The sequence below is a fragment of the Citrobacter sp. CRE-46 genome (genome assembly GCF_059615875.1).
This window is the reverse complement of sequence record NZ_CM184341.1, coordinates 782,779-807,628: the sequence shown is the minus strand read 5'-3', so window position 1 is coordinate 807,628 and position 24,850 is coordinate 782,779. Positions and strand designations below refer to the sequence as shown.

Genomic DNA, 24,850 nt, shown 5'->3' with positions numbered 1-24,850 from the left:
TTCTCCATTTTTTACTTCGCTAATGCGTCACCGCCTTGCGGTGACGGTTCCTTCATGCCCGGTACCTGACAGGCATCAGCCTGCGGTACCAGACTGATCTCTACACGGCGGTTAGCTGCCCGCCCCTCAGGCGTATCGTTGCTTTTGTAGGGACGTAATTCGCCATAGCCCTGAACGGCAAAACAGCTCTCCGCAACATCGCCGGTATCGCGCATCCAGTCGCGAACAGATTCCGCACGTTTGAGAGAAAGCTGCTGATTAGATTTATCGTCACCCACATCATCGGTATGTCCGGCGATGACGATCAGCCAACCGGGTTTAGCTTTGATATTGACCAAAGCCCTAATGAGTACTTTTGTTGAACCTGCTTTTAACGCCCATTTGCCCGTATCAAACAGCGACATACTGTCCAGACGTACGGTTTGCGGGGAGGTCACTTTCGGTTTTTCAGGTGGTAGCCAGTCGCTGATGGCGGCCAGCAAAGGCGGGATCAATCTCATCCCCTGATACAATCCCATTGAAAGAGAAAGGGGTTCACCTTGCTGATACCAGCGATCCAGCCGCTGCGCATCCCGACGAAGTTGATCCTGAGCCTGAATCTTTGGCTCGACAGGATTACCGCTAAGATGGCGGTATACCGTCAAATGATCGTTGGTGATCCTGATGAGATGTTGGTTATTGATAAAGCTGCATGTCATTGCCAGCCCGACAAAAAGGCCGCACAGAAGACCACTTACGCCCACCGCTCGTTGAAAAGCAGTCAGCGCCCGGCGGTGGGATAAAAAAGGCAACGCTAAATCAGGAAAAGGCAACTGTACGGGCGCTGCTGACGCGGCTGGAGGAAGCGTTGTTTGAGCCGTGATATGCCGTTGCCACAGATTATTTTCGCAGACTGCCAATGAGGTGAAACACACTACCCGTAAAGCAGAGAAAAGAGGCGGAGCATGGCGCTCGGTGTCGCCTTGTACCTTCTGCAGCCATCCCAGTAAATTATCTAACCACACAGCATGTGTAAGATGAAAATGACGAGCCGGGCGCTCTTGCGAAGAGAAAGCCGCAAAGTCGTCTAATCCCGTAGCCGACTGCACTTCCGCATCCTGAGGCGTACGAATAAACCAACGTACACTCTCATTGCACTGAGGAGAATTCAGCCAACAGCACAGCCAAAACGGCGGTATACCTGATAACCAACGCCGGCTTTGGGCCACCACACGCCGCCAGCTGAGCAGCATGTGCTTAAGCGCGTCTTCATCATTATGCCGTTCTGGAGCCAAGGCCAGCATCACGGAAACGCGCATAAGAAGCCCCGGACGCTGCGTAGCTAACTGACGAACCAGAGCAATATAATGCTCCGGAGACTGGACAGATAAATACCAGCCCTGTGAACTCTCGCAAGAATCGCCGCGTCCAGTGAACAAGAGGTCATTATCGCCACACACCAGCACAACCGGCCCACTGAAACTCTCAGGAGGGAGCGGAACTTCATGAGCAGAATGAGCAGACTTCAACCGACCATACTGACGCCAGGCATAAACCATCCCTGGAATGAAAAGCAGTAAAATAAAGACGGTAAGCCCACTCCTTACACCCGCACTTAACGGACTAAATCCCCAGACCAGCAACAAAGCCAGCACGGCCGCCAGCACAGAGTTAACGATCCCTCGCAACTGAGCCATGTCTTATCCCTGCCCAATAAGCTGAGCTACCTGCCCTTGTAAGACATGAGAAAATGTCAGCCACAGGGCACCCAACGCCAGCACACCGACAATCCATGCCAACCACCAGCGACGCTTACCGCCTGAGAATCCAGAGGCCAGCATGATAACTGGGGCATCGTGCTTTAACTTAAAAGGCATCGCCTGAGTCGCCAGCGCTTCAAGAACATCTTCACGACGCTCGTCACCTTGCTCACGATAGCGCCCAACAAAACCGAGCGTGATTGCACGATAAAAGCAGGTTAATACGGCAGTATCAGGAACGGACTCGCGCAGGACGGTACGGATGCGCTCCCAGAGCTCTTCTCCTGCATTGGTCGTGTTGAAATAGCGGGCCTGTAAGGGGGTCGCAAGCCAGGTGGTATAACCGCTATCCTGCCGATTGCGGTTCAACACGCTTTCATCCAGTAACGCACATTGCGTGTAGAGCATGTGCTCAACGCTGTGTTCGCTGTACCCCATCTCACGCAATGCCTCACGTGCAGAATCAACCCATTGACAGGCCTGGCGATAGAAAGCTGCCCCATCATCGACTTCCGCCCCGCCACGTAACTGGCTGACAGCAAGCCAGGTTGGCCAAAACACCTGATCAATATCCTTATTCATTTATTTCAATCCCTTAAGACTGCGAAAAGCTCAAGTTGAATCTCTCCCAACGTTCCCGGCACATAGAAAGCGCAATTACCGGCATCCAGCATGGCCTGGGCTGCTGGATGATTAATCTCAAGAGCAAAGTATTGATTTTCCAGTCGTAACGGGATGGCTGCGGGTACATGCGTTAGCGGTTTTAAAGGAATACCGCTCAGTGCCACATTGACGACATCAGAGACATCTGCCCGGCTCCCTGCTTTACAGAGCTGTGGGAATTGCGTAAGGAGGACATGCGCAGGAAGATCCGAGCGAATGGAAAGGTAAAAATCAGCGCCTTCACGCAGTCGGGCATCCGACAAAGCGCCATACCAGAACTGTCGCTCTTGCGTCAGTTCAATAGCGACAACGCGAGATGGCAGGCTGGCTTCCAGCAGTTCCACCAAAAGTGCAAACAGCGGAGGGAATACCTGCTGCGGATTTGCGTGCTGGTATGGAGGTACAACGCTGACATCATGGTCTAATGAAAAAGTCAGCAGGCTGCCTGCTAACCGCGCCAGCTCACGCCACAAAAGTTCGGGGTGACGGCCTGGGTTTTGCAGCATTTCTTTCAGAACAGGCTCTGAGCTATTAAGCGCATTCAGCAGCCAAAACAACGAAACATCAGCTACCGCAAAATCCGCCATTCGTTCATTACTTTCTCGGCGCAAGGCCATCAGGCGGCGACAACGAGCCTGGATACGATGCACCAAATCACTAAGCGAATTGATTAATGAGGGGCTGGCTGAGAGTGAAAGCGCTGGGGGTAAAAAATCACGTCCCAGCTCCCATTGCCCCTGAGCATTACGAATAAGGCAAGCTACCGGACAAGTCAGGTAAGCGCTGTTATCGTCATGGCTATACCGGAGGGTGATAGCATGCCGCAGCACTGCCATATCAGTTCTTTCCTGACCTGAGAGATCCTGTACTGGCAGCCATTCCTGCTGCCAACGACACGGACGGCTAACGCCGTTGCCTGATGAAAGATTGCCGCCATTAGCCGAAAGCAGCGGCAACGCCAGCACAATATCAACACTGCTGTAACCAGTAAGATGCGATAAATCACACGCCGGAGGCAGGTTATCTGAAATACCTGTATCCACTAACGTGCCGTCAGGAAAGCGCACAACCAGATTAACGGGATTCAAACGGGAAACCGTTAGCGCACTTTCATCAAACTCCGCGCTGATGACACCCCACGGTGATGAAAGTGACATGTGAGCAACAACGTCAGCGACATAGGCATCCCAACGTGTCTGTTGCTGAAACTGCTGGGGAGCCAGAAAGGCCCCCTCGCTCCATAACGGACGATAGATCTTCATCGCACCTCCTGTGCGCTGCGTCGTTAAGATTTCGACTTAGGCATTTGTGAAACTAACGACAAGCTGACGTCCATACCTTCAACCTGGAAATGCGGAATGGCATACAGGCGCACACGGAAGAAACCGGGGTTATCCTCAATATCCTCCACCACGACACGCCCATCACGCAGCGGGTGTGATGCCTGCAAATCATCGCCAGGATCGGTCATTTCGGTTACCAGACTGCGCAACCAATTATTAAGCTCAAGCTCAAGCAAGCGGCGATCTTTGGTCGTACCAATATTTTCTCGCTGCAGTATTTTCAGGTAATGTGCAATACGAGAAAGCAGGAAGATATACGGCAAACGAGAGTTAATCCGACTGTTAGCCGTCGCTTCCGGCGTATCATACTGCGCAGGTTTCTGAGCCGAGTTAGCGGAGAAGAAGCAGGCGTAATCACGATTCTTGTAATAAGAAAGCGGAATAAAACCAAGGTTGGCGAATTCAAACTCCCGGGTTTCCGGAATCATCACCTCAGATGGAATCTTCACTTGATTACCCGTACCCAGATCGTACAAATGGATAGGCAGGTCTTTAACTGCGCCGCCCGCTTGCGGCCCACGGATCTGGACGCACCAGCCATTCTTGATAAAACTTTTCACCATGTTCACAGCGAAAGAGAAAGATGCGCTGGTCCACAGATATTTTTCGTGATCCGGCCCCTTCACCTCTTCAACATAGTTAAAGCTACGTACCGGCACGGTATCAGGACCATACGGCAGACGACCCAATACACGCGGCATAGTCAGCCCGATGTAGCGTGAATCGTCGCTATCACGAAATGCTTTCCACTTGATGTATTCAGCACGTTCGAAATAATCATTGATGTCTTTTATGGCCGCGACTTCTTCCATATTTTCTTTCAGGAAAAATTTCGGCCCAACGGAACCGATAAACGGCATATGACAGGCTGCCGACACGCCAGAAATATTGCGCAGCAGTGCAATATCCTGCGGGCTGTTATCAAATTCGTACGCTGAAATCATTGCCGCAATGGGTTCGCCACCAGGCTGATCATATTCATCAATATAAACATGGCGGTATAACCCGCTCTGGATAAGCTCCGGCGCATCGTCAAAATCATCACGTAACGCATCCTTGCTGATATCCATCATTTCTACCCGGACATTGCGACGAAAATCGATGCCGGTGATCATCGAATGTAAACCGCGCCAGAGCGATTCTTGCTTCTGAAACTCAGCATGATGCATAACTTCATTAACCTGATCGCTAATCTGCTTATCAAGACGAGCAATTTGTTCATCAAGCAGCGTTTTATCCAGGCGCTCTACTGGCTGTGCAGCGTCCGCCAGACATGAGACCAGAACCTGAATAGCGGCGGTCACGCGTTCAGCCGGAGCGGCATCAGAAAGCGCTTCATCGCTCTGCCACGCATCTACATTTTTTAATGCCGAAACCGGGGAAAGATTAATTTTGTCAAAGAGGGATTGATAAACGCTGCGTTCACTGGTCGTAGTGGCCGCGACTGAAGAGGTATGTTCCTGAACAGACATCAACATATTCCTTTTATGGTCCTTTACTATTCCTGCCAATTAAGCGGAGGAAACCCTGTATAGCGTTAAATCTCTTCTGGCATCATGGTTGCCAGTTCATCACGCAGTTCCTGACTCAGGGCTGGATCCTTAAGGATGGTTTCCAGCTCGCGGCGAAAAGCAGCGTTATCGAGTAAGTTAGATTTCAGGTCACGAAGTAAGTTACGCATAGCCAACAGAACGCGTAATTGTGGGATATTTCTGGCTACCTGCTCAGGCTCAAAATCGCGGATATTTTTAAAGGTAAGATTAATATCGTCATTTCTATCATCGCCAGCTAACGTATTTTTAACACTCAGATTCACTACTGGTGAGAACTTAGCTAACACATCATTGAAATTATTTTTATTAATATCAACCTTTTCGCGTTCCGATAGTGGTCGTTGTTCTCTACCATTACTGAAATCACCCACGGTTAAAAGTTTTAACGGCAATTCAACTTTTTTCTGAACGCCTCCGGTATGTAAATCTAACTTGATATTAACGCGTGCCGTTGGCACTTCATTCTGAAAACTGTCACCCATACGTCCCTCTCAGACCGGCGATTCCTGCCGATATTTTGCGTTTCCTAACAGAGCATTTTCCAATCGCTCAACGAGTCTCATCCAACGTCATTTTTGTGGGCAGCCAACAACGACTGTTAATGACAATTAATGATTATAATTAGTATAGCGACGTAATCCGATATATTATCCAAGTGAAAACATGATCAATATCACCAATCAACCAAATAACACATTATAATTATTTATTAAAAAAAGAGATCAAGAAGCTCTTTATCTAATACAAGCCACAGGAATTAATTAATGCTAAATGCATTCACTGAATAAATGTATTCTTATTAAGAAACATTACCAAAATAAATAATTATCATTATAAATATATGCCACGGTGTTTATTAAAATATAATCAGAATCAATTTAACCATAAATAAAAAAAAGCCGAAGATATACTCCGGCTTTTCGCACTCATTTCTGGACATGAAGAAAGATTACGCTTCCTTCACCACAATCAGCGGCTCTATATCGCTCTCTTTTTTAATTACCAGCGACTCGTCGCCGCGCAGACAGGTTCCGCCATAGTTACCGCCTACGGTGAAGGTACAAACCTGAATATATTTACCGGCAACCTTCGGCAGACACCAAAGCTGCTGATAAATGTTCTTCTGTTCAGCAAACTTACCGCTGGTTTTATCCAGGAGCTCTTCCTGGTGGCTCACCAGATCGATGTTGCTGCCACAACGTCCTGCAATAGGTTTCACTGCATAACCGGTTCGCGCCAGCTCTTCATTAACAGTGAAATCAGTATCAAGCAGATAACGGTGGTGCGGGAACAATTGCCACAGGATCGGCAGAATCGCTTTGTTGCCAGGGATCACCGTCCACAGAGGCTCGAAGACCAGCACTTCCGGGCGTAGTAGCACGTCTATCAAACGCACTTCCTGATTGGTATGCCCGGTACGGATGGGCACTGCGGCATACTCCGTTTCGCTGACCTCTCGCACCTGCTCTATCGCGGTTTCCCACGCCCAGGTTTTCCAGACGCAGTTCACCAGGCGACCATCACCGTCAATCAACTGACCGGCGTCATCCCAACGTAGCTCATCGAGGCCACGCAGAATTTTGCTGTCAAACCCGGCCTGACGCAGCGCCTGCTGCATAAACTGCGCGTGATAGTTTTCCTCAATATCCTTATCCTGCATGATGTGGACAAAAGGACGCGCGCGGCTGTGTTTCCAGGCGCCAGCCAGTTCGTTGATCAATCCTTCAGCCGGATTATGTCCCTGTCCTGTGTAGCCCCGCTCGGCCCATCTTTCGAGGATCAAACCGGCTTCGGTATGACAGGATGCGGAATCGGCGTTGTACTCATACACCTTCAGTCCGCGTTCATCCATACAGAAATCCATACGCCCGGTGATCATGTGATGACGACGACGCTGCCAGGAAAGACGCAGACGCGGCCAGAGGATTTTCGGGATGTCGAACAGCGCGAGCAGGTTGTCGTCTTTTAGCACTTTGTCGGTGGCGTGTAGATACATCAGGTGCAGTTCGTTGGTGGCTTTAATCAGCTCCTGCTCCGCACTCTCGGTAATGGTGAAGTACTGATGCGGATCCTGATTAATGACGTGGCCGTTCGCCAGCACGTAGGCTTTTTGCAGCGGATCCTGCTCATCCAGCCATTTACCGTCAAACTGGCCACTATTTTCCAGTCGCGCGCCGCTAATTTTCAGTGAGTCATTGGCGATCTCCGGCTGCGGCAGGCTGTCACGGGTATCATCGGTCTGGATCATCCAACCAAGGATTGTGGTGTCGTCAAAGGTATCACGCAGGGTGTAACCACCGTTTTCAACCACCATTTCCAGTTCGCGGGTCCACTGCTGTCCGGGAGGCAGCGGCGTGTGGAGCACGTTCTGTTCAGCAATGCGGATTTTGTTTTCCAGCAATTGGGTGACTACCGCCACATGGCCGGTGTCTTTAAATTCGCCGCCTTTCTGCCAGATAAGCAGAGCACCTGCAACTGGCGCACGGGGTGAACCATTCGGAAATGCCTGTAACGGCAGGATATTGTCATTCACCACTTCACGCAGGAAGCGTAAGGAGAAGATCTCCCATGCCATGCCCACATCGGTGAAAACCATGCCATAGTTCAGGAAGAGAAAACGGCGGGCAAACTCTACGCACTGCCATTTGTGGCCCATATATTCGTCGTCGATATAGCTGCGAAATGCCGCGTCATCGTCGTAGTCCCGTGGGTCGAGGGAGCTGTAATCTGAAGAGTAGATTGCCACGCCGCCTGGGGCGTAGCCCAATAATGTCCCGAATGGGGCATCCTGACTGGTCGTTCCTTTGCTCATGCACCTTACCTCAAAACTATACAGCCTGAGCAGGTTGGCGTGAATTTATCGCTCTGATTGCCTGCTCTGCGACACTAACCGGACAGAGGTCGACATCATCATACACCTCAACGCAGCGGCTGGCGCTCAGAGGCGAAAAATTCACAGCAGGAACTACGCTTTTTTCAGAGTGACCGGTACGCTTTTGTACGCCGGAGTCAAACTCTGTGTGTCTACCGCATCCAGCGAAAGCAGGACATTCGCTTCAGGCAGATACGCGCCAACAGAGCCTGCCGCCATGTTGTAAATCACCACCGTTAAACCGTGCATAACACGTTCCGCACAGGGCTGGCCGTTGTCGCCCAGCGCCTGAACGTTGACCACATCGCCCTGACTCAAACCGCGAGCCGCCGCTTCTTCGGCGCTTAAAAACACCACATCACGCCGACCGGTAATGCCACGATAGCGATCGTTCATGCCATAGATAGTGGTGTTGTACTGATCGTGACTACGCAGCGTCGCCAGAACTAACGCATCGGCAGGTTGATTTTCCCGCTCCACCGCTTGCTGATGGCTGACGATAAAGTTGGCTTTGCCATTCGGCGTTCGCCATTCACGTCGCGAGGCGGGCGTATCCATGCGAAATCCGCCCGGCTCGGCAATACGTGCGTTGTAATCACGGAACGCCGGGATCACGGCGGCAATGGCGTCACGGATCAACGCATAGTCTCCGATTAACGCTTCCCAGTTGATTGGTGAAAGAGGCAGCGTGGCGCGAGCGATACCAGCGACAATAGCAGGTTCCGATTTTAGCCAGCGGGAAGCCGGTTTCAGCGCGCCGCAGGAGGCGTGAACCATCGACATCGAGTCTTCGACGGTCACCGACTGGATCCCCGTCGCCTGAATGTCACGTTCCGTTCGCCCTAACGCGGGCAGCAGGTAGTTATGTTTTGCCAACAGCAAATGCGATCTGTTCAGCTTGGTCGCAACATGGACCTGCAGATCCAGATTTTTCATCGCCGCAAAAGTACGCTGCGGCTGCGGCATCGCCACCGCCAGATTACCCCCCATGCAAATGAGCGCTTTTGCCTCTCCCCGTTCGATGGCCCGGATACTCTCCACGCTGGAGCGGCCATGCTTGCGCGGCACGCTGATAGCAAAATGCGCCTCAAGGCGTTGCAGGAACTCTTCGGACGCCGCTTCATTGATACCCACGGAACGATCGCCCTGCACGTTAGAATGACCGCGCAACGGGCAGATCCCCGCGCCCGGTTTCCCCATATTGCCTTTCAGCAGCAGCAGGTTTACCAGTTGCTGAACGTTCCCGGTGCCGTTTTTATGTTGGGTAATCCCCAACCCGTAACAAATAATGGTGGCGCGGGATTTGTTATAGCTGTGTGCCAGATCCTCCATCTGACTGCGCGTCAGTCCGGAGTCCTGTTCCAGTTCTGCCCAGCTACACTGGCGTAAATCGTCATACAGCGCCGAATAACCCTCGGTATGCTGATGAATAAAAGCATGATCGAGGCAGGGCTGTCGATCCAGTAAGATCCGCGCTTCATCCATTTCGATCAGCGCTTTCATTATGCCTTTGAGCAGCGAGGCGTCACCGCCTATTTTAACCTGATAGTAATCGCTGCTTAGCTCCGTGGCCTGGCCGCCAAACATCTCTCTTGGGCTTTGCGGGAAGCTAAAGCGCTCAAGCCCCCTTTCGTTCAACGGATTGATGGAGATAATTTTGGCTCCGCGTTTGGCAACCTCGCGTAAAGTGGTCAGCATGCGCGGATGGTTAGTGCCGGGGTTATGTCCGATACAAATGACCAGATCGCAGTGGTCAAAGTCGTCCAGTTCAACGGTCCCTTTCCCAAGGCCAATGGCCTGCGTTAATCCAGTGCTGGTAGGACCGTGGCACATGTTTGAGCAATCAGGGAAATTGTTGCTGCCATACTCGCGGGCAAACAGCTGATACAGAAATGCCGCCTCATTTGAGGTTCTGCCGGAGGTGTAAAACTCAACCTGTTCCGCTGAGTCATAGCTGCGCAGACGCTCACCGATCTCGTGGAAGGCGATATCCCAATCCACCGCCTGCCAGGTGTCTGACGCTGCATCGTATTTCATTGGATGCGTCAAACGACCAATGTTTTCCAGTTCATAATCGCTGTAGTGCCAGAGCGTGGAAACCGGATGACGGCTGAAAAATTCCGGGGACGCTTTCTTGCTGGTTGTCTCCCAGGAGACCGCCTTCACGCCATTTTCGCACAGCTCCATTGGCGCACGATGTCCAGGGTCCGGCCACGCACAACCCGGACAATCGAACCCTTTCACCTGGTTCATTTTGAACATTGCGATAATGTCGCGGGCGATAGCCTTTTGCGAAAATACCGAAGCAGTGACGGCTTTTACCGCGCCCCACCCACCCGCCGGGCCCTGATAATCGCTTACTCCTGGAACACCATTTTTCATTATTACTGCTTATTCACCGCCAATTTTTGATGGTGAATACGGTAGCAATTTCCGTCCAACATTGATTTCCTCTTCATGGAGTACGGCCCGGCTACAATGAACGGGTTAGATTTATCTTCCCCTTTCAGCACAAAGCGACATAAAGTCCCAATCTGTTAAATTGAGTTTTCCCTAACTGCTACACTGCATCAACACAACCACTCAGAAGGCAGGTCAACATGTCAGACAATACCTATCAGCCCGCGAAAGTCTGGACGTGGGAAAAATCGAACGGCGGCGCATTCGCCAATATCAACCGCCCGGTTTCCGGCGCCACCCATGAGAAAACGCTGCCGGTCGGCAAACATCCGCTGCAGCTCTATTCGCTGGGTACACCAAACGGGCAGAAAGTGACGATTATGCTGGAGGAACTGCTGGCGCAGGGCGTCAAGGGCGCGGAATACGATGCATGGATCATCCGTATTGGCGATGGCGATCAGTTTTCCAGCGGCTTTGTTGAGGTGAATCCGAACTCGAAGATCCCTGCGCTGCGCGATCACTCGCAAAATCCGCCGGTTCGCGTTTTCGAGTCTGGCGCAATCCTGCTCTATCTGGCGGAAAAATATGGTTACTTCCTGCCGCAGGATTTGGCTAAACGTACTGAAACGCTGAACTGGTTGTTCTGGCTACAGGGTGCGGCCCCCTTCCTCGGCGGTGGTTTTGGTCACTTCTATAACTATGCGCCGGTAAAAATTGAGTACGCTATTAATCGCTTCACAATGGAAGCCAAGCGCCTGCTCGACGTGCTGGATAAGCAATTAGCGCAGCATCAGTTTGTGGCCGGAGATGAATACACTATTGCCGATATGGCGGTCTGGCCGTGGTTTGGCAATGTGGTTCTGGGCAACGTGTACGACGCGGCAGAGTTCCTTGACGCAGGAAGCTACAAGCACGTGCAGCGCTGGGCAAAAGAGATTGCAGCGCGTCCGGCGGTTAAGCGTGGCCGTATTGTAAACCGTACCAACGGGCCGCTGAACGAACAGCTTCATGAACGCCATGACGCCAGCGACTTCGATACCAATACCGAAGATAAGCGCCAGGCTTAAAATGCCTGATGGCGACGCCGGGGCGTCTTATCAGGCCTACAAAGATGTCATGCCGTAGGCCGGATAAGGCGTTTGCGCCGCCATCCGGCATAAAATCACGCGCTGGTGACGTCGTACTCCATACGGCGAAGTGCGTCTAACGTGGCTTTAGCTTCATCTTCATCAATGATGCTCATGGCGAACCCTACGTGCACCAGCACCCATTGCCCGACCAGCTCAGCTGTATCACCTTCACAAATCAGGGCAATATTGACATCACGTTTGATGCCGCACACTTCAACCTGCGCAAGCTGGTGAATATCTTCACCAACGGCCAGAACCTGACCAGGGACTCCAATACACATATCTGACTCCGCCCCATAGCAACCTATGGGTTATTCGACTTCAATACTTTTCACTTTCAGTGAATCGCCAGCATCAACCCGCAGACGATCGCCCTGACATAGTGGACACTGCGCATCATGCTGGGTGATTTCCACAACCTGACTGCAATCCCAGCACCACGCCTGGGCTGGTTTGTAATCAATATGCAGCTCACAACCCTGTGCCAGCGTCCCCTGACAGACGATGTCGAAACTGAAACGGACGGCACTCTCCTCAACGCAGGAGAGTGCGCCAATTTCCAGCCAAACGCCGGTTACGCGTTTGACACCGTGCTGCTCTGCCTGCTGTTGAACAATCTCAACCGCGCTCTGACAAAGGGACAGCTCATGCATTTTCGCAGTTCCGACGACCCAGCAGCAGCGCGCGGCGATTTAGCTGCGGCGCATTCGGATCGCTCACCGGCAGCGATAACAGCATGCGCGCGCAATCATCAGCCAGACGGACACCTTCTTGTGCCGACATGCTGTGCGAAAGCGGCGACATCAGCGAACAAGAGAGGTATTGCGATACGCCCTCCAGTTCACCCACGGTAAAGGTCATTTCGCCATACGGCAGACGCAACCCGATTTTTTCGCTGACTTTACGCACCGGCCAGATCTGGTCCGGTCCGGGGAAAATCAGTGCGCTGAGCATCCAGGGTGTGATAACACACCCCGTCCACTGACCTTCAAATAGCGTAAAATCAGAGACATACACCGGCATATTCGGATGCAGGAAGGAAAGATCGTGCATTGAACGCCGGGCAATCTCTTCAAACGCCGCCTGAATTTGCGTCTTCGGGGCCGTCTGAAAACCGACAAACTCCTCAGACATGAGCCGCCTCCCGAGGGATCGCTTCAACACCTGATTCGCGAAGCGCGGCAAGAACCTGCTCAAGCGCAGGTTCAATCATGGCTTCAACCGTCGGCGTTAGCCCGATATGCGGTTCCAGCGATTCCGGAATAACACCGACTAACGTCAGCTTTTTCGGAAACTCGCCGGTGAAACGCAGGGCCGACAATACGTCGGCCAGGCCAAGCTGGTGCGGTGAGATTTTGTTCGTAAACAGCGCCGGAATCTCTTCATCCCGCAGGACCATCATCGTTCCCGGCGTGTTTTTCTTCGACACGATGGCGTCAGCAATGATCAGATGATCCCTGTTCGCCATATCGCCGAGAAGCTCCATCCCAGCCGTACCACCGTCCAGAACATCAACAAAGTCTGGCAGGATGTATCGTTGCTCTAACGCCTCAACGATACGCACCCCGATGGCTTCGTCGGTCAGCAAAATATTGCCGACCCCTAAGACTAATATCCGCATTACAGAACCTTAACTGAGACCACTTCGTTCCCGTCAACGTCCACCACATGCACCGCACATGACATACAAGGATCGAAGGAGTGAATGGTACGAACCACTTCCAGCGGTTTGTTTGGATCGGCGATTGGCGTGCCTACCAACGAGCGCTCATACGGTCCGACTTCATCGTTGAAGTTGCGTGGACCTGAGTTCCAGGTTGACGGAACAACCGCCTGGTAGTTGCTGATAATACCGTCTTTAATCACCATCCAGTGAGACAGCATACCGCGCGGCGCTTCGAGGAAACCAACGCCTTTAAATTCGCCCGTTGCCGGAATATCCGGTTTCACGAAGGTGGTGTGGTCGCCTTTACCAATGTTCACAATCAGCGCGTTGTACTGATCCTGCAGAACGTTCTGCAGTTCACAGCAGTGAACGGTACGGCCAATGATACGGCCCAGCGTTGAGTGCAGTTGCGACACTTCGATGGTTTTACCGGTCAGCTTGGTGTAAATCGCGATGATTTCATTCAGTTTGGCATGAGTAGACTCGCGTTTGGCCGCCAGTTTACACAGCATGTTGGCCAGCGGACCCACTTCAACCGTTTTACCGTAGAAGGTCGGCGCTTTAACCCAGGAGTATTTGCCGTCATCAGACCAGCCGGTGTAATCCGGAACAGTTGTACCTTCCCACGGAGCCTGCGGCGCTTCGTCTTTGTACCACGCGTGTTTCGCACTCTCCTGAATCCCTTTGATCAGGTACTCATCGGAGTGAGAGGTGATCGGACGATAGGTCGACAGATCTTCATTGGTGATGTAACCACCCGGGAACAGGAAGCTGCCGTTTTTACCGTCAGTCGGGAATTCCGGCGCGCTCAGGTAGTTAACCGCACCCTGACCACGTTCCAGCCACTCCGGGTAGAACGCAGCAATAACCGCGGTATCAACTTTGTAAACCTGCTCAACAAAGTCGCTCAGCTTATCGATGAAGGACTTGATGTACATCAGGCGCTCAAGGTTCAGCACGCCGAGGCCATCGAGGTTAATTGGGTTGGCAACCCCGCCTACCGCCAGGTTCTGGATATGCGGCGTTTTACCGCCCAACAGCGCGACAACGCGGTTGGCATCACGCTGGCATTCCAGCGCCTGCAGATAGTGAGCAACTGCAATCAGGTTCACTTCCGGCGGCAGCTGCATTGCCGGATGACCCCAGCAACCGTTGGCAAAAATGCCCAACTGACCGCTGGCGACAAGATCTTTGATCTTATTCTGAACCTTGGTGAACTCTTCCGTACTGTTCAGGTGCCAGGAGGACACACCGTTCAGCATCGCGGACGCTTTCGCAGGATCGGCTTTCAGCGCCGAGGTGATGTCCACCCAGTCCAGCGCCGAGAGCTGATAAAAGTGAACAATGTGGTCATGCGTGGTGTGCGCAGCCAGAATGATGTTACGGATGTACTGTGCGTTCACCGGAACATCAATATTCAGCGCGCTTTCTGCTGCACGAACGGAAGAGATAGCGTGAGTGGTAGTACAAACGCCACAGATACGCTGAACAATCATCCAGGCATCGCGCGGATCGCGGTTTTTCACGATCTCTTCCATGCCGCGCCACATGGTACCGGAAGCCCATGCTTTAGATACCACGCCATTTTCAATTTCGCAGTCGATGCGTAAATGACCCTCAATACGGGTTACCGGATCAATAGTAATTCTCTGGCTCATGCTTTGCTCGCCTCATGACGATTTTGATCGTTTTGTTTTAAAGGAGGAAGTATCGGCAGTAGACGAATGAGTACGATGTATGCACAAATCTCAATAGCCACAAAACCAATAGAAATCAACAGTTCTTCCCAGGTTGGGAAGTAGTGGTAGCCACCACCAGGATTGAACGCAACCAGCGAATAGGACAGACGCCATGTTGCACAACCCAGCAATGCGCTCAGCGCGGACAGATACAGCATGCGTGAGTCATTACGCAGCTTAGTGACGCGCAGCACCACCAGCGGGAAGACCATCAGTACGACTTCAATCCAGAACATTACGGAGTAAAGATCGCCTGCAAACGCATAGGACAGTTTGTCGCGATAGATCAACTCGCCAAAGCGCAGAACCACGAAAATCGCCAGCAATATGCTGATGGTATTCGTCAGCTTGATGAACAAGCTTTTCTCGTCCGGACCGTTACCTTTCAGACCGGCTTGGACCAGTGAGCCTTCAAAGATGACGATCGAGAAACCCATAATAAAGGCGGTTAATACGGAGAAAAGCGGCAACATTTCATACGCTTGCCATAGCGGATGCACCTTATAACCCGCAGAAATCATCAATGAACCCATTGAAGACTGGTGCATGGTTGGCAGCAGCGCGCCGAGAGCGATAATAAAGAACATCACTTTATTCAAACGCTTGAGGGAGACTTTCCACCCCAAACGTTCAAACAGAGCCGGAGCAAATTCCAGCGCCATGACGCCGATATAGATGGTCATACAGACCGCCGTTTCGAACAATACCGAGTTCACGTTGAAGTGACCTGGAATGTAGAAATACGGCAGGTTCCAGTAACGACCGACGTCAATGGTGATCGACAGACCACCCAGCGAGTAGCCAAACAGGCTTGCCAGCAGCGCCGGACGCACCAACGGATGGTATTGCCCTCTGTTGAAAACATACACCGCCCACGCCAGCGCCCAACCGCCACACGCGAAGCCAGTACCAATCAACAGGTCAAACGCGATCCATACACCCCATGGGAAACCGCCGTTCAGATCGGAGACTGAACCCAATCCGAAGACCAGACGTTTCACGATCAGGAGCATACACAGGACGATTAACGGCCCAAAAATAATGACCGGTTTGCTGATTATTTTTCCGCCCAGCGGTTTAGGATCATGACTCATGATCGTCTCCTCCGTCGTGATGGTCGTTTTTCGTGTTACGACGAACCAGCACGGTTAAGCCCGCCAGCGCAGCCAGGGGTAATATCATGCCCTTATACAGGGAATGTTGAACATGTTCAGAACGCGCACCGGTTGAAAGATCATCCAGTTTTGGCAGATCCAAATCCTCGTAAGGAACACCCGTCAGCACCATCACCTGCGTACCACCACCTTCCTTCTCACCGTACAGATGTGGGTAGTACTTCGGTACCGTATGCAGATAGGTATCGCCCGCTTTCACCGTCTGACGCGGATAGTGGTATTCGCTGCCAGGCTTCAGCGCGAGACGTTTTTTCGCCTCAGCCATCAGCTCTTCACGCGTACCAAAAATCACCGCCCCGGCAGGACACACTTCAACACAACCCGGTAAACCGCCTTTATCCAGACGCTCAACGCCTTTCTGGTTACACAGTTCACATTTGTGAAGCGCGCCAAACGGGTTGTTGTAGTCGTACTTAGGCACGTTGTACGGACAGGCGACCATGCAATAGCGGCAACCTGTGCAGACATCTTTGTCATAGTGGACGATGCCGGTTTTCGGATCTTTCTTCAGTGCGGAGACCGGGCAAACGGAGACGCAGTTCGGATCGACACAGTGCATGCACTGTTTCTTAATGTATGCGTAGCCATTTTCTTCCTGGTCTTTGTTAACGCCTGTTCCGCTACGCCACACCTGGATGATGTTATTGGTATACGGCGACAGCTTGTCGTTGTTTGACCAGGTCTGCTCGCCTTCCGGGTTACGCGCCGGAAAGTTGATGTCCTGACACTTGGTGACACAGGCCTGGCAGCCCACGCATAGCGTCGAGTCATAGAGCATCCCAAGAGAACCCGGGATCGGCGGACGGTTTTCTGCAGCCGCATGGCTGATGGACGGCGCAGCGCCCAACAGCAATGCCCCGCTGGAGGCTGCTTTAATAAAGTTACGTCTGTTCACGGTTATTCTCCCCGTGAGTCAGCGTTATCTTTCTTCTGCTGACGACCCAGTTCACGAACCGCCATCACGCTGACGCCGGCGACCAGCCCTACCACGCCACCAAGCAGCCCAATCGCGCCGGCAGAGACATTGCCACCTTCTTTCATGTTGACATCAGGTTTCTCGGAGCGCGGGGTTTGGTTTTCCACATGAGCAAGCTGGTGAATACCTTTATGGAAACCAACGCCTTCTTCGTTACAGCCGTAACAAGGGTGACCGATAGCCACCGGCCACACGCCGCCAACATCACAGAATTGCAGCGTTGAGCAGTTGCCGTAGGTTTCGGGTCCTTTACAGCCCAGATGGTAGAGACACCAGCCTTCACGGTGGCCTTCATCGCCAAACTCTTTCGCAAAGCGGCCAGCATCGAAGTGCGGGCGACGCTCGCAATGTTCGTGAATCAAACGGCCATAGGCGAATGTTGGACGGTTTTTGGTATCCAGCTTCGGCGGCTTACCGTAAGTGATGATATGCGCGACCGTTGCCAGGAAGTTATGCGGGTTCGGCGGACAGCCGGGAATGTTGATGATGGTTTTGCCTGGCAGAACTTCCTGCAAGCCGACTGCACCCGTTGGGTTAACGCCAGCGGCAGCAACACCACCCCACGCGGCGCAAGAGCCAATGGCAATGATAGCGGCTGCGCCTTCAGCGGCCCGGCGGATATGATCCACGATCGGCTCACCGGCAACCATGCAGTAAATACCATTATCTTTCAGTGGGATAGAACCATCTACAACCAAAACATACTGCCCTTTGTACTTCTCCAGAGCGTTATGTTTATTCTCTTCAACCTGATGGCCGAAGGCGGCAGAGAGTACCTCGTGGTATTCCAGAGAGATTGTCTCCAGGACGAGGTTTTCCACTGTAGGGTGTGTCGCGCGAAGAAGCGATTCAGTACAACCCGTACACTCCTGAGCACCAATCCAGATAACCGGTGGGCGCTGAGGGCGGGAAACTGATTCGGCCATTTCTGCGGCGGCTTTGCTACTGAGCCCCATGGTGGCGGCCAGTGCTGCACAAAGCTTCATGAAATCGCGGCGATTGATGCCGCTCGAATTGATGAGAGAGTTATCTCCAGTCATTTTATAGTTATTCCGTTGCGAAGACCTGGCTTTTTATTTTGCACCATTCGCATGTTGCATATTGCGATCGGCGCGCCATTTACCACACTTTTTATATGGTTATGTGCGATATAATACTTCGACGGAGCAACAAAACGAAGGCGTAGGTCAATAGTGTAATTAATTAAAGCAAGATAATACCCCTTTCGGATCAAGCTTCGAGCCGATAGCCGGCCATGAAAAAGCGAATTGTTGTACTGGACTGGTTCTCTTTAAAGAAATCCATCACCATCTCCTTATCCAGTCCATAGCGACGCGTCAGGATGCCCGCTTCCCACGCGCTGAGCTGTCGATCGCCTGTTTTTTCAAACATTCGATGTGAAAACCCCAGTACAAAACCGCGTTTATAATCCGCGCAAAAATGCGCCACCGAGCGTGCGCTATCCGCATTTTCCGCGTTTAATCCGGCCATCAGGCCTTTACCAAAATGGTTGTCCATGCATAACCCCCAATCGCTATATAATAAATTATATAGCGATTTTTTAAGCAAAGACCAGAGGTATCAGGGACTTTTTTGTGCCAGCTTAAAACGACACCCAGTCATCCGTTTTAGCTGTTGCAGAGGTTTTGCGTTCTGCTGAAGGGGAAGCGGTCGCAGTGGCAGTGTATTGCACGTCGTTAGCTGATAGACGGAACCGTTGCACCGAACGTTGCAGATCTTCCGTTTGCCGTTCCAGCGCGACTGCCGCGGCGGAAACCTGTTCGACCAGCGCGGCGTTCTGTTGCGTAACGCTGTCCATCTGCGTGATCGCCACGCTTACCTGTGAGATGCCTTTGTTCTGTTCTTCCGAAGCAGAGGCGATTTGTTTCATGATGGTGGTGACTTCTGTCGCGCCGCGCAGAATCGCCTCCATCGTTAATCCGGTCTCTTTAACCAGACGAGCACCCTGATCGACACGACGCGACGATTCGCCGATCAGCGTCTCAATCTCTTTTGCCGCTCCGGCGCTACGGCTGGCAAGGTTACGCACCTCACCGGCAACCACGGCAAAACCGCGCCCCTGCTCGCCCGCTCTGGCCGCTTCAACCGCCGCGTTAAGCGCCAGAATATTGGTCTGGAAAGCAATGCTGTTAATCACAGAGGTAATTTCCGCGATCTGTTTAGAACTGGCGGCAATGCCGTCCATGGTCTCAACTACTTCTGAAACCAACGAGCTGCCTTTACCTGCCGTTTCTGTCGCCGTATCGGCCAGTTGGCTGGCCTCACGCGCATTTTCGGCGTTCAGTTTTACCGTTGCGGTCAACTGCTCCATGCTAGCTGCGGTCTCTTCCAGCGCCGCAGCCTGCTCTTCAGTACGTGAGGAGAGGTCGTTATTACCGGTGGAAATTTCCGTCGCTCCTCGCCAGATATTGTCACTACCAGAACGAATGGTACTCACGGCTTCGCGCAGGCTGTCCTGCATCGCGCACAGTAATGGCACCAGTTGGCCCACGCAGTTACGACCAAAATCTTCAATAGAATGGCTGAGATCGCCCTGCGCAATTTGTTGAAATTGTTGGCGAATACGTCCCAGAGGTTTCACCATCATGGCGACGAGGTAGCGGTCGGTAAAGAACAGGAGCGCAATGCCGAGGATTACGGCGGTGATAATTAGCGTCCGGATGATAGACGTTTTGCCATCGACCATAACGCGGGTGGTATCGAGCCTTTCACCCGCAGTGGTGTTAAAACGCTCAGCACTGGCGCCAAATTCACGGCTCAAGGCTGGCGTAACGGTGCTGGCATGCTCCGCAAAGGCCGTGAGCGTGCCCTGCTGAGCCAGTTGCATTTGTGGGATAACGCCGTTATCCAGCAGCGCCTGCCACTTGGTCAGCACCGCCGCGGCGACTTCAGGATCCATGGGGCCGGGAGACAATGTTTTCATCTCCTGGAGTTTTTTACTCATATTGTCCAGGGACTGTTGCGCTGGCGCAAAATCCGGCGTTCCGCCGCTCATTTTGACATCCATTGCGCGACTTAACCGCGTCACAAAACGAAAATACTGATCGTTACCCTGGCTGAGAACAGTCATCTGATGGACGAGATGACGGTCAATATCATTCCCTTCTGATATTTTTGATAAAGAATGAAGACTGAATAAACCCACGCCCGACCACAGCAGGCAAAAAAGTCCCAGTATTGCCAACATGACAATACGAATAGTGAAGTTTTTCAGCAAACCCATAATAATTTCCTTGCCGTTGATGAGGAATTCGCCATCAGGCGATACTTATCCTTGTTATCGGCAGGCGGTAGAGAAGATATAATGCGTTCTTTATTTTTTTACTTTCTTAAGTCCAGGCCATATCTCTCCAGATGATATCAACATGAATGCTAATGAAATTAGCTAGCATTATTATTCAGATAACTCACCTAAATTAGTTAATAATGCTTTGTTTTTTATCGTAAATATTTATTAAACCCTGCAAGAGTGCGCTCCCAGGATAAATCAGAGTCAGTATTATCATAATGAGAGGTCAGATCATTATGAAAGCCGTGATTAACGCAGGGAGATATATAGCCTTCACACGCGGGTCTCCTTCAATAACTCGCGTAACGAATTCTGCCCAGTTTTTCATCCCAGTGTGACCTGTGAACGGAATATTCACCGAGAACCCGCTAGAATAGAAACGCTGTTTCGAAATTCACCTGCACTAAGGAGATCTCATGGCCTGGTTTGCCAATCCTGAACGTTACGAGCAGATGCTCTATCGCTACTGTGGACGCAGCGGTTTACGCTTACCCGCGCTGTCGCTGGGTTTGTGGCACAGTTTTGGGCACGTTCAGGCGCTGGAATCACAGCGCGCCCTGCTGCGTAAAGCCTTTGATTTAGGCATCACCCATTTTGATTTGGCCAATAACTATGGGCCGCCTCCAGGCAGCGCAGAAGAGAATTTTGGCCGTTTACTGCGCGAGGATTTTGCACAATACCGAGATGAGTTGATCATCTCCACCAAGGCAGGCTACGACATGTGGCCAGGGCCGTACGGTTCTGGCGGTTCGCGTAAATACCTGCTTGCCAGCCTCGACCAGAGCCTGCAACGCATGGGTCTCGACTATGTCGATATCTTCTACTCGCACCGCGTGGACGAAAATACGCCAATGGAAGAGACCGCCTCAGCGCTGGCCCATGCGGTGCAAAGCGGTAAAGCGCTGTATGTCGGCATCTCATCCTATTCCCCGGAACGAACGCAAAAGATGGCCGAACTGCTGCGGGAATGGAAAATTCCACTTCTTATCCACCAACCCTCTTACAACCTGCTTAATCGCTGGGTAGACAGCAGTGGCTTGCTGGATACGCTGGAAGCTAACGGCATGGGCTGCATTGCCTTTACGCCGCTGGCCCAGGGACTGCTGACAGGGAAATACCTCAACGGCATCCCGGAAGGTTCACGTATGCAGCGTGAAGGGAAAAAAGTCCGTGGGCTAACAGAAAATATGCTGACGGAAGAAAACCTTAGCAGCCTGCGTTTGCTCAATGAGATGGCGCAACAGCGCGGACAGTCGATGGCGCAAATGGCTTTAAGCTGGCTGCTAAAAGACAACCGGGTCACTTCGGTATTAATTGGCGCCAGCCGACCGGAGCAACTGGAAGAAAACGTTCAGGCATTGGCTAATCTGACGTTCAGCGCCGAAGAACTGGCGCAGATCGATAAACACGTCGCTGATGGCGAGCTGAACCTGTGGCAAGCCTCATCTGACAAATAGCCGTTCGTCACTCCGTGCCGGGTAGCCATGTAGATCTACCCGGCCATGGTAACGCGCCATGACCTTATACTTCTTCTGCTTTGAGCTGTGGACGCTGGTATTCCGGCCACACCAGCGCGACGAGCGCAGGGTAAGCCTCCAGGCTGAACTCCCTGAAGCACTGACGTAAGTTGAGCACATCCAGATCGGCATGCGGGACCTTCTCCCCGCTGAGACAGCGTTTTTTTATATTGTCGTAATATTTATACACCGCAGAGTTAAGGTCGCTACAGCGCCGCTGCGCATCAAATAAGCCAGGCGTCTCATTCAGCTCCGCCATCGTCATCCGTTTGATCGTCGAGTGGATAAAATCGATATATTCGTGATTAACCCGCCAATACCATACCGGGGTAATCGAATTCATCAATACAGAAAAATGATCTTCACCCTCTTCTTTACTCAAGATTTCCGGCTGGTGTCCAGCGTTACCATTTTCTGCATAGCGGTTTTTATTTGCGCTGCGCATCAACAAAAGCACCCCGCAGGTAAGCAATAGCAGGGTAATAACAGAATAAAATATACTGTTCATATACTGGCTCCATTTTTTTTGATTTTAAAATTACGCCATGCTATTGTCAACGCAGCCTGACATATTAAAAACAATACAGTATTGGCATCAAAGGATATTTCAACATGCTTCCCGAGCATCTTGTTCCCGCGCATTATCATTTATCTCAAACATCGACTAATACCTTCCCCACAGAAAACAGTGAAAATTTGACTCAGGGAAAGAGAACATTAAGCGATTATGAAGCAGATATTTTGATCAGCGCTACAGCGACCGGCCAGGCGCGCAATATGTTGTTTGAAGAGTGCGACCGTCATTTAAAAGAGCGTTTGTTTTGCGCGGCAAAGATTGAGTCATTCACGCGCTTGCTCAATTCATTGCAAGCAGAAGGCGACATTAATGCACAAGAATTAAGTAAAATTTTGACCGAAAAAACAGCCATCATTAATGAGCAAGGCAATAAAATTTGGCTTAATTTAATTACCCGCGAATCCAGCGAACCTATTTTTTATTCTCTGGAAGAGAAATAAAATGAAAGATGTTGAGGATAATAATGTTTATTTGGCTTTAGATGACCATAAAAGTGATGAGTTTGTCTTAAAGCAGAATTTAGCCATCCTGATTGCCAATAAAAACGCAACACTGGAAAGCGTTGCCCAGGAAATGGTTTCTATACCCGCCGCGCTGGTGCGGATGAAATGGCAAAATCGCCGTGAAATTTATGCGCTACAGGCGAAAGAAGAGATCTATGGCGCCGCGATTGAGGCCATCATAGCCCAACAACCCGAACTGCGGGATAAAATCATGGCCCGGCTGGAGAGCACCTACCAGCATATACTCGCGCGAGAAACGGCCACCTTACGCCTGACGCGCAAGCTGTCCGAAGGCAGCTACGAACCGACCAGAATAACCACGGTCGCGTTGGATGAAAAGAGATAAGAACAGGTTTGTGGGGCGTGGAATCAGGATAAGCAGGCCGGGTAGGTGAAACCACTACCCGGCGAGAAAGTTACTTCGCTTTCACGGTCTCTTCACCGACCAGACCAATCTTCAGGAAACCCGCCTGATGCAGCGAGTCCATTACCTTCATCATGGTTTCATAATCGACGGTCTTATCCGCGCGGAAGAAAATTGTGGTGTCTTTCTTCCCTTCTGTCAGCATATTGAGCTCGCTAATCATGGTTTCATCCGTCACCTGATTGTTGCCGATAAACATACTCTTATCGGCTTTGACTGACAGATAAACCGGTTTTTCGGGACGCGGCTGCGGCGTACTGGTGGAGGCAGGGAGATTCACCTTCACATCAACTGTTGCCAGCGGCGCGGCCACCATAAAGATGATCAATAAAACCAACATAACGTCGATAAACGGCGTCACGTTGATTTCATGCATTTCACCGTTATCGTCCAGGTTTTCATTAAAGCTCATTGCCATGGAACATTACCCTACACGTAATTTCTGCGCAGCGCGTACCGGATGCGCGGAGGCGCTGGCGTTCAGGTCCAGATCGCGGCTTTGCAGCAACAGCACCTGCGCCGCGACATCGCCCAGCATCGCTTTATAGCTGCCAATCTGACGTGCGAAAATATTGTAGATGACGACCGCAGGAATCGCCGCAACCAGACCAATAGCGGTCGCTAACAGCGCTTCTGCAATGCCCGGCGCAACAACGGCCAGGTTGGTGGTTTGGGTTTGTGCGATCCCGATGAAGCTGTTCATGATGCCCCATACCGTACCGAATAAACCCACGAAAGGCGAGATAGCCCCGATGGTGGCCAGGTATCCGTTACCGCGCCCCATATGACGACCTACTGCCGCCACACGACGCTCCAGACGGAAACCGGTGCGCTCTTTAATACCTTCGTTGTCGTCACTGCCTTCCGACAGTTCCAGCTCGTTCTGCGCTTCATAAATCAACTGTGCGCCAAGGCTTTTAGCATCGAATCCTGCGGCAATCTCGTTTGCCTGGTCTAAAGAGCGGGCATCCGCCAGCAGTTGCTGTTCACGCTTAAGACGGCGTTTCTGAGTAAAGAACTCAAGGCTCTTACTAAAGAAGATAGCCCAGGTGACCACTGACGCTAAAATCAGCCCAATCATCACGCACTTAACCACGATATCGGCGTGCTGATACATACCCCAGACGGAAAGGTCCGTCTGCATCAAATTATTACCCACTCTGTATCTCCAGGACGCAAATCACAAAATCTAAGCGTAATCATATCAAAACAACGTCGAATTGATAGTCGTTCTCATTACTATTTACATATTGCCGCACCTTT

Annotated in this window: 24 protein-coding genes; 4 read left to right on the top strand and 20 right to left on the bottom strand. The window is 51.6% G+C overall.

From position 1 onward, the window contains the following. Window positions 1–11: 11 nt before the first annotated feature. From AC534G_RS03915 to AC534G_RS03885, 7 genes are all read right to left on the bottom strand, one after another. Window positions 12–1,676 (bottom strand): OmpA family protein, encoded by a 1,665-nt coding sequence (locus AC534G_RS03915; RefSeq protein WP_110496836.1) that lies wholly within the window; start codon window positions 1,674–1,676, stop codon window positions 12–14. Between the two features lie 3 nt (window positions 1,677–1,679). Beyond that, window positions 1,680–2,321 (bottom strand): type VI secretion system protein TssL, short form, encoded by a 642-nt coding sequence (tssL, locus tag AC534G_RS03910; protein ID WP_110496834.1) that lies wholly within the window; start codon window positions 2,319–2,321, stop codon window positions 1,680–1,682. 5 nt (window positions 2,322–2,326) lie between these two features. Continuing rightward, window positions 2,327–3,664 carry a type VI secretion system baseplate subunit TssK gene (tssK, locus tag AC534G_RS03905; protein WP_069324334.1) on the bottom strand — a complete coding sequence of 446 codons (1,338 nt, stop codon included), beginning with the start codon at window positions 3,662–3,664 and terminating at the stop codon, window positions 2,327–2,329. Window positions 3,665–3,687: 23 nt separating this feature from the next. After that, window positions 3,688–5,217, bottom strand: coding sequence for a type VI secretion system contractile sheath large subunit (gene tssC / locus AC534G_RS03900; RefSeq protein ID WP_110496832.1), 1,530 nt, complete (start codon window positions 5,215–5,217; stop codon window positions 3,688–3,690). A 65-nt stretch (window positions 5,218–5,282) separates the two neighbouring features. Continuing rightward, window positions 5,283–5,780, bottom strand: a complete 498-nt coding sequence (tssB, locus tag AC534G_RS03895) for a type VI secretion system contractile sheath small subunit (RefSeq protein WP_038633820.1) — start codon at window positions 5,778–5,780, stop codon at window positions 5,283–5,285. A gap of 467 nt (window positions 5,781–6,247) precedes the next feature. Continuing rightward, complete coding sequence (gene gss / locus AC534G_RS03890) at window positions 6,248–8,110, bottom strand: bifunctional glutathionylspermidine amidase/synthase (protein ID WP_110496830.1); 1,863 nt, start codon at window positions 8,108–8,110, stop codon at window positions 6,248–6,250. A 153-nt stretch (window positions 8,111–8,263) separates the two neighbouring features. After that, a complete protein-coding gene (locus AC534G_RS03885; protein WP_110496828.1) occupies window positions 8,264–10,552 on the bottom strand; it encodes an FdhF/YdeP family oxidoreductase in 2,289 nt (762 codons plus the stop codon). A 218-nt stretch (window positions 10,553–10,770) separates the two neighbouring features. On the opposite strand from AC534G_RS03885, the gene yghU reads away from it, so the two are divergent. Beyond that, entirely contained in the window at window positions 10,771–11,637 is an 867-nt protein-coding gene (yghU, locus tag AC534G_RS03880) for a glutathione-dependent disulfide-bond oxidoreductase (protein WP_003846344.1), read from the top strand. 95 nt (window positions 11,638–11,732) lie between these two features. Here yghU and hybG read toward each other — a convergent pair whose 3' ends face one another. The 10 genes from hybG to AC534G_RS03830 all read right to left on the bottom strand — a co-directional run bounded on the left by hybG (window position 11,733) and on the right by AC534G_RS03830 (window position 20,500). Further along, the gene (hybG, locus tag AC534G_RS03875) at window positions 11,733–11,981 is read right to left on the bottom strand and encodes a hydrogenase maturation factor HybG (protein WP_003024459.1); all 249 of its coding nucleotides are present in this window, start codon (window positions 11,979–11,981) and stop codon (window positions 11,733–11,735) included. A gap of 30 nt (window positions 11,982–12,011) precedes the next feature. After that, on the bottom strand, window positions 12,012–12,353 hold the full coding sequence (gene hypA / locus AC534G_RS03870; protein WP_003828349.1) for a hydrogenase maturation nickel metallochaperone HypA: 342 nt from the start codon (window positions 12,351–12,353) through the stop codon (window positions 12,012–12,014). Further along, window positions 12,346–12,834, bottom strand: coding sequence for a hydrogenase-2 assembly chaperone (gene hybE, locus AC534G_RS03865; RefSeq protein ID WP_038633834.1), 489 nt, complete (start codon window positions 12,832–12,834; stop codon window positions 12,346–12,348). The genes hypA and hybE overlap by 8 nt, the downstream gene beginning before the upstream one ends. Beyond that, window positions 12,827–13,321 (bottom strand): HyaD/HybD family hydrogenase maturation endopeptidase, encoded by a 495-nt coding sequence (locus AC534G_RS03860; protein WP_032944999.1) that lies wholly within the window; start codon window positions 13,319–13,321, stop codon window positions 12,827–12,829. Before AC534G_RS03860 ends, hybE begins: the two co-directional genes overlap by 8 nt. Beyond that, window positions 13,321–15,024 (bottom strand): hydrogenase 2 large subunit, encoded by a 1,704-nt coding sequence (gene hybC / locus AC534G_RS03855; protein ID WP_038633838.1) that lies wholly within the window; start codon window positions 15,022–15,024, stop codon window positions 13,321–13,323. The genes AC534G_RS03860 and hybC overlap by 1 nt, the downstream gene beginning before the upstream one ends. After that, complete coding sequence (hybB, locus tag AC534G_RS03850) at window positions 15,021–16,199, bottom strand: Ni/Fe-hydrogenase cytochrome b subunit (RefSeq protein ID WP_038633842.1); 1,179 nt, start codon at window positions 16,197–16,199, stop codon at window positions 15,021–15,023. The genes hybC and hybB overlap by 4 nt, the downstream gene beginning before the upstream one ends. Further along, entirely contained in the window at window positions 16,189–17,175 is a 987-nt protein-coding gene (hybA, locus tag AC534G_RS03845) for a hydrogenase 2 operon protein HybA (RefSeq protein WP_003828357.1), read from the bottom strand. Before hybA ends, hybB begins: the two co-directional genes overlap by 11 nt. A 2-nt stretch (window positions 17,176–17,177) precedes the next feature. Next, window positions 17,178–18,296 carry a hydrogenase 2 small subunit gene (hybO, locus tag AC534G_RS03840; protein ID WP_003024486.1) on the bottom strand — a complete coding sequence of 373 codons (1,119 nt, stop codon included), beginning with the start codon at window positions 18,294–18,296 and terminating at the stop codon, window positions 17,178–17,180. Between the two features lie 190 nt (window positions 18,297–18,486). Further along, window positions 18,487–18,774, bottom strand: a complete 288-nt coding sequence (locus AC534G_RS03835; RefSeq protein WP_038633845.1) for a DUF2623 family protein — start codon at window positions 18,772–18,774, stop codon at window positions 18,487–18,489. 85 nt (window positions 18,775–18,859) lie between these two features. After that, window positions 18,860–20,500: a methyl-accepting chemotaxis protein gene (locus AC534G_RS03830; RefSeq protein WP_496594501.1), complete on the bottom strand. Its 1,641-nt coding sequence runs from the start codon at window positions 20,498–20,500 to the stop codon at window positions 18,860–18,862. 482 nt (window positions 20,501–20,982) lie between these two features. Between AC534G_RS03830 and AC534G_RS03825 the strand changes: the two genes are divergently transcribed. Then, window positions 20,983–22,023 (top strand): aldo/keto reductase, encoded by a 1,041-nt coding sequence (locus AC534G_RS03825; RefSeq protein ID WP_042310975.1) that lies wholly within the window; start codon window positions 20,983–20,985, stop codon window positions 22,021–22,023. 64 nt (window positions 22,024–22,087) lie between these two features. Here AC534G_RS03825 and AC534G_RS03820 read toward each other — a convergent pair whose 3' ends face one another. Beyond that, the gene (locus AC534G_RS03820; protein WP_038633854.1) at window positions 22,088–22,591 is read right to left on the bottom strand and encodes an ESA_00282 family adhesion-associated protein; all 504 of its coding nucleotides are present in this window, start codon (window positions 22,589–22,591) and stop codon (window positions 22,088–22,090) included. A gap of 104 nt (window positions 22,592–22,695) precedes the next feature. Between AC534G_RS03820 and AC534G_RS03815 the strand changes: the two genes are divergently transcribed. Beyond that, a complete protein-coding gene (locus AC534G_RS03815; RefSeq protein ID WP_110496826.1) occupies window positions 22,696–23,100 on the top strand; it encodes a hypothetical protein in 405 nt (134 codons plus the stop codon). Between the two features lies 1 nt (window position 23,101). Beyond that, on the top strand, window positions 23,102–23,509 hold the full coding sequence (locus AC534G_RS03810) for a cytoplasmic protein (protein ID WP_110496824.1): 408 nt from the start codon (window positions 23,102–23,104) through the stop codon (window positions 23,507–23,509). A 70-nt stretch (window positions 23,510–23,579) separates the two neighbouring features. Here the strand turns inward: AC534G_RS03810 and exbD are convergent, their stop codons facing one another. Together exbD and exbB are read right to left on the bottom strand one after the other, a co-directional pair. After that, a complete protein-coding gene (gene exbD, locus AC534G_RS03805) occupies window positions 23,580–24,005 on the bottom strand; it encodes a TonB system transport protein ExbD (protein ID WP_110496822.1) in 426 nt (141 codons plus the stop codon). A gap of 6 nt (window positions 24,006–24,011) precedes the next feature. Further along, entirely contained in the window at window positions 24,012–24,746 is a 735-nt protein-coding gene (gene exbB, locus AC534G_RS03800) for a tol-pal system-associated acyl-CoA thioesterase (RefSeq protein ID WP_061382446.1), read from the bottom strand. Window positions 24,747–24,850: the final 104 nt, after the last annotated feature.

What these genes read in the sequence shown, in the direction of transcription:
- AC534G_RS03915 (WP_110496836.1), bottom strand. Translation starts at nt 1,676, where the DNA reads ATGGCTCAGTTGCGAGGGATCGTTAACTCTGTGCTGGCGGCCGTGCTG.
- tssL (WP_110496834.1), bottom strand. Translation starts at nt 2,321, where the DNA reads ATGAATAAGGATATTGATCAGGTGTTTTGGCCAACCTGGCTTGCTGTC.
- tssK (WP_069324334.1), bottom strand. Translation starts at nt 3,664, where the DNA reads ATGAAGATCTATCGTCCGTTATGGAGCGAGGGGGCCTTTCTGGCTCCC.
- tssC (WP_110496832.1), bottom strand. Translation starts at nt 5,217, where the DNA reads ATGTCTGTTCAGGAACATACCTCTTCAGTCGCGGCCACTACGACCAGT.
- tssB (WP_038633820.1), bottom strand. Translation starts at nt 5,780, where the DNA reads ATGGGTGACAGTTTTCAGAATGAAGTGCCAACGGCACGCGTTAATATC.
- gss (WP_110496830.1), bottom strand. Translation starts at nt 8,110, where the DNA reads ATGAGCAAAGGAACGACCAGTCAGGATGCCCCATTCGGGACATTATTG.
- AC534G_RS03885 (WP_110496828.1), bottom strand. Translation starts at nt 10,552, where the DNA reads ATGAAAAATGGTGTTCCAGGAGTAAGCGATTATCAGGGCCCGGCGGGT.
- yghU (WP_003846344.1), top strand. Translation starts at nt 10,771, where the DNA reads ATGTCAGACAATACCTATCAGCCCGCGAAAGTCTGGACGTGGGAAAAA.
- hybG (WP_003024459.1), bottom strand. Translation starts at nt 11,981, where the DNA reads ATGTGTATTGGAGTCCCTGGTCAGGTTCTGGCCGTTGGTGAAGATATT.
- hypA (WP_003828349.1), bottom strand. Translation starts at nt 12,353, where the DNA reads ATGCATGAGCTGTCCCTTTGTCAGAGCGCGGTTGAGATTGTTCAACAG.
- hybE (WP_038633834.1), bottom strand. Translation starts at nt 12,834, where the DNA reads ATGTCTGAGGAGTTTGTCGGTTTTCAGACGGCCCCGAAGACGCAAATT.
- AC534G_RS03860 (WP_032944999.1), bottom strand. Translation starts at nt 13,321, where the DNA reads ATGCGGATATTAGTCTTAGGGGTCGGCAATATTTTGCTGACCGACGAA.
- hybC (WP_038633838.1), bottom strand. Translation starts at nt 15,024, where the DNA reads ATGAGCCAGAGAATTACTATTGATCCGGTAACCCGTATTGAGGGTCAT.
- hybB (WP_038633842.1), bottom strand. Translation starts at nt 16,199, where the DNA reads ATGAGTCATGATCCTAAACCGCTGGGCGGAAAAATAATCAGCAAACCG.
- hybO (WP_003024486.1), bottom strand. Translation starts at nt 18,296, where the DNA reads ATGACTGGAGATAACTCTCTCATCAATTCGAGCGGCATCAATCGCCGC.
- AC534G_RS03835 (WP_038633845.1), bottom strand. Translation starts at nt 18,774, where the DNA reads ATGGACAACCATTTTGGTAAAGGCCTGATGGCCGGATTAAACGCGGAA.
- AC534G_RS03830 (WP_496594501.1), bottom strand. Translation starts at nt 20,500, where the DNA reads ATGGGTTTGCTGAAAAACTTCACTATTCGTATTGTCATGTTGGCAATA.
- AC534G_RS03825 (WP_042310975.1), top strand. Translation starts at nt 20,983, where the DNA reads ATGGCCTGGTTTGCCAATCCTGAACGTTACGAGCAGATGCTCTATCGC.
- AC534G_RS03820 (WP_038633854.1), bottom strand. Translation starts at nt 22,591, where the DNA reads ATGAACAGTATATTTTATTCTGTTATTACCCTGCTATTGCTTACCTGC.
- AC534G_RS03815 (WP_110496826.1), top strand. Translation starts at nt 22,696, where the DNA reads ATGCTTCCCGAGCATCTTGTTCCCGCGCATTATCATTTATCTCAAACA.
- AC534G_RS03810 (WP_110496824.1), top strand. Translation starts at nt 23,102, where the DNA reads ATGAAAGATGTTGAGGATAATAATGTTTATTTGGCTTTAGATGACCAT.
- exbD (WP_110496822.1), bottom strand. Translation starts at nt 24,005, where the DNA reads ATGGCAATGAGCTTTAATGAAAACCTGGACGATAACGGTGAAATGCAT.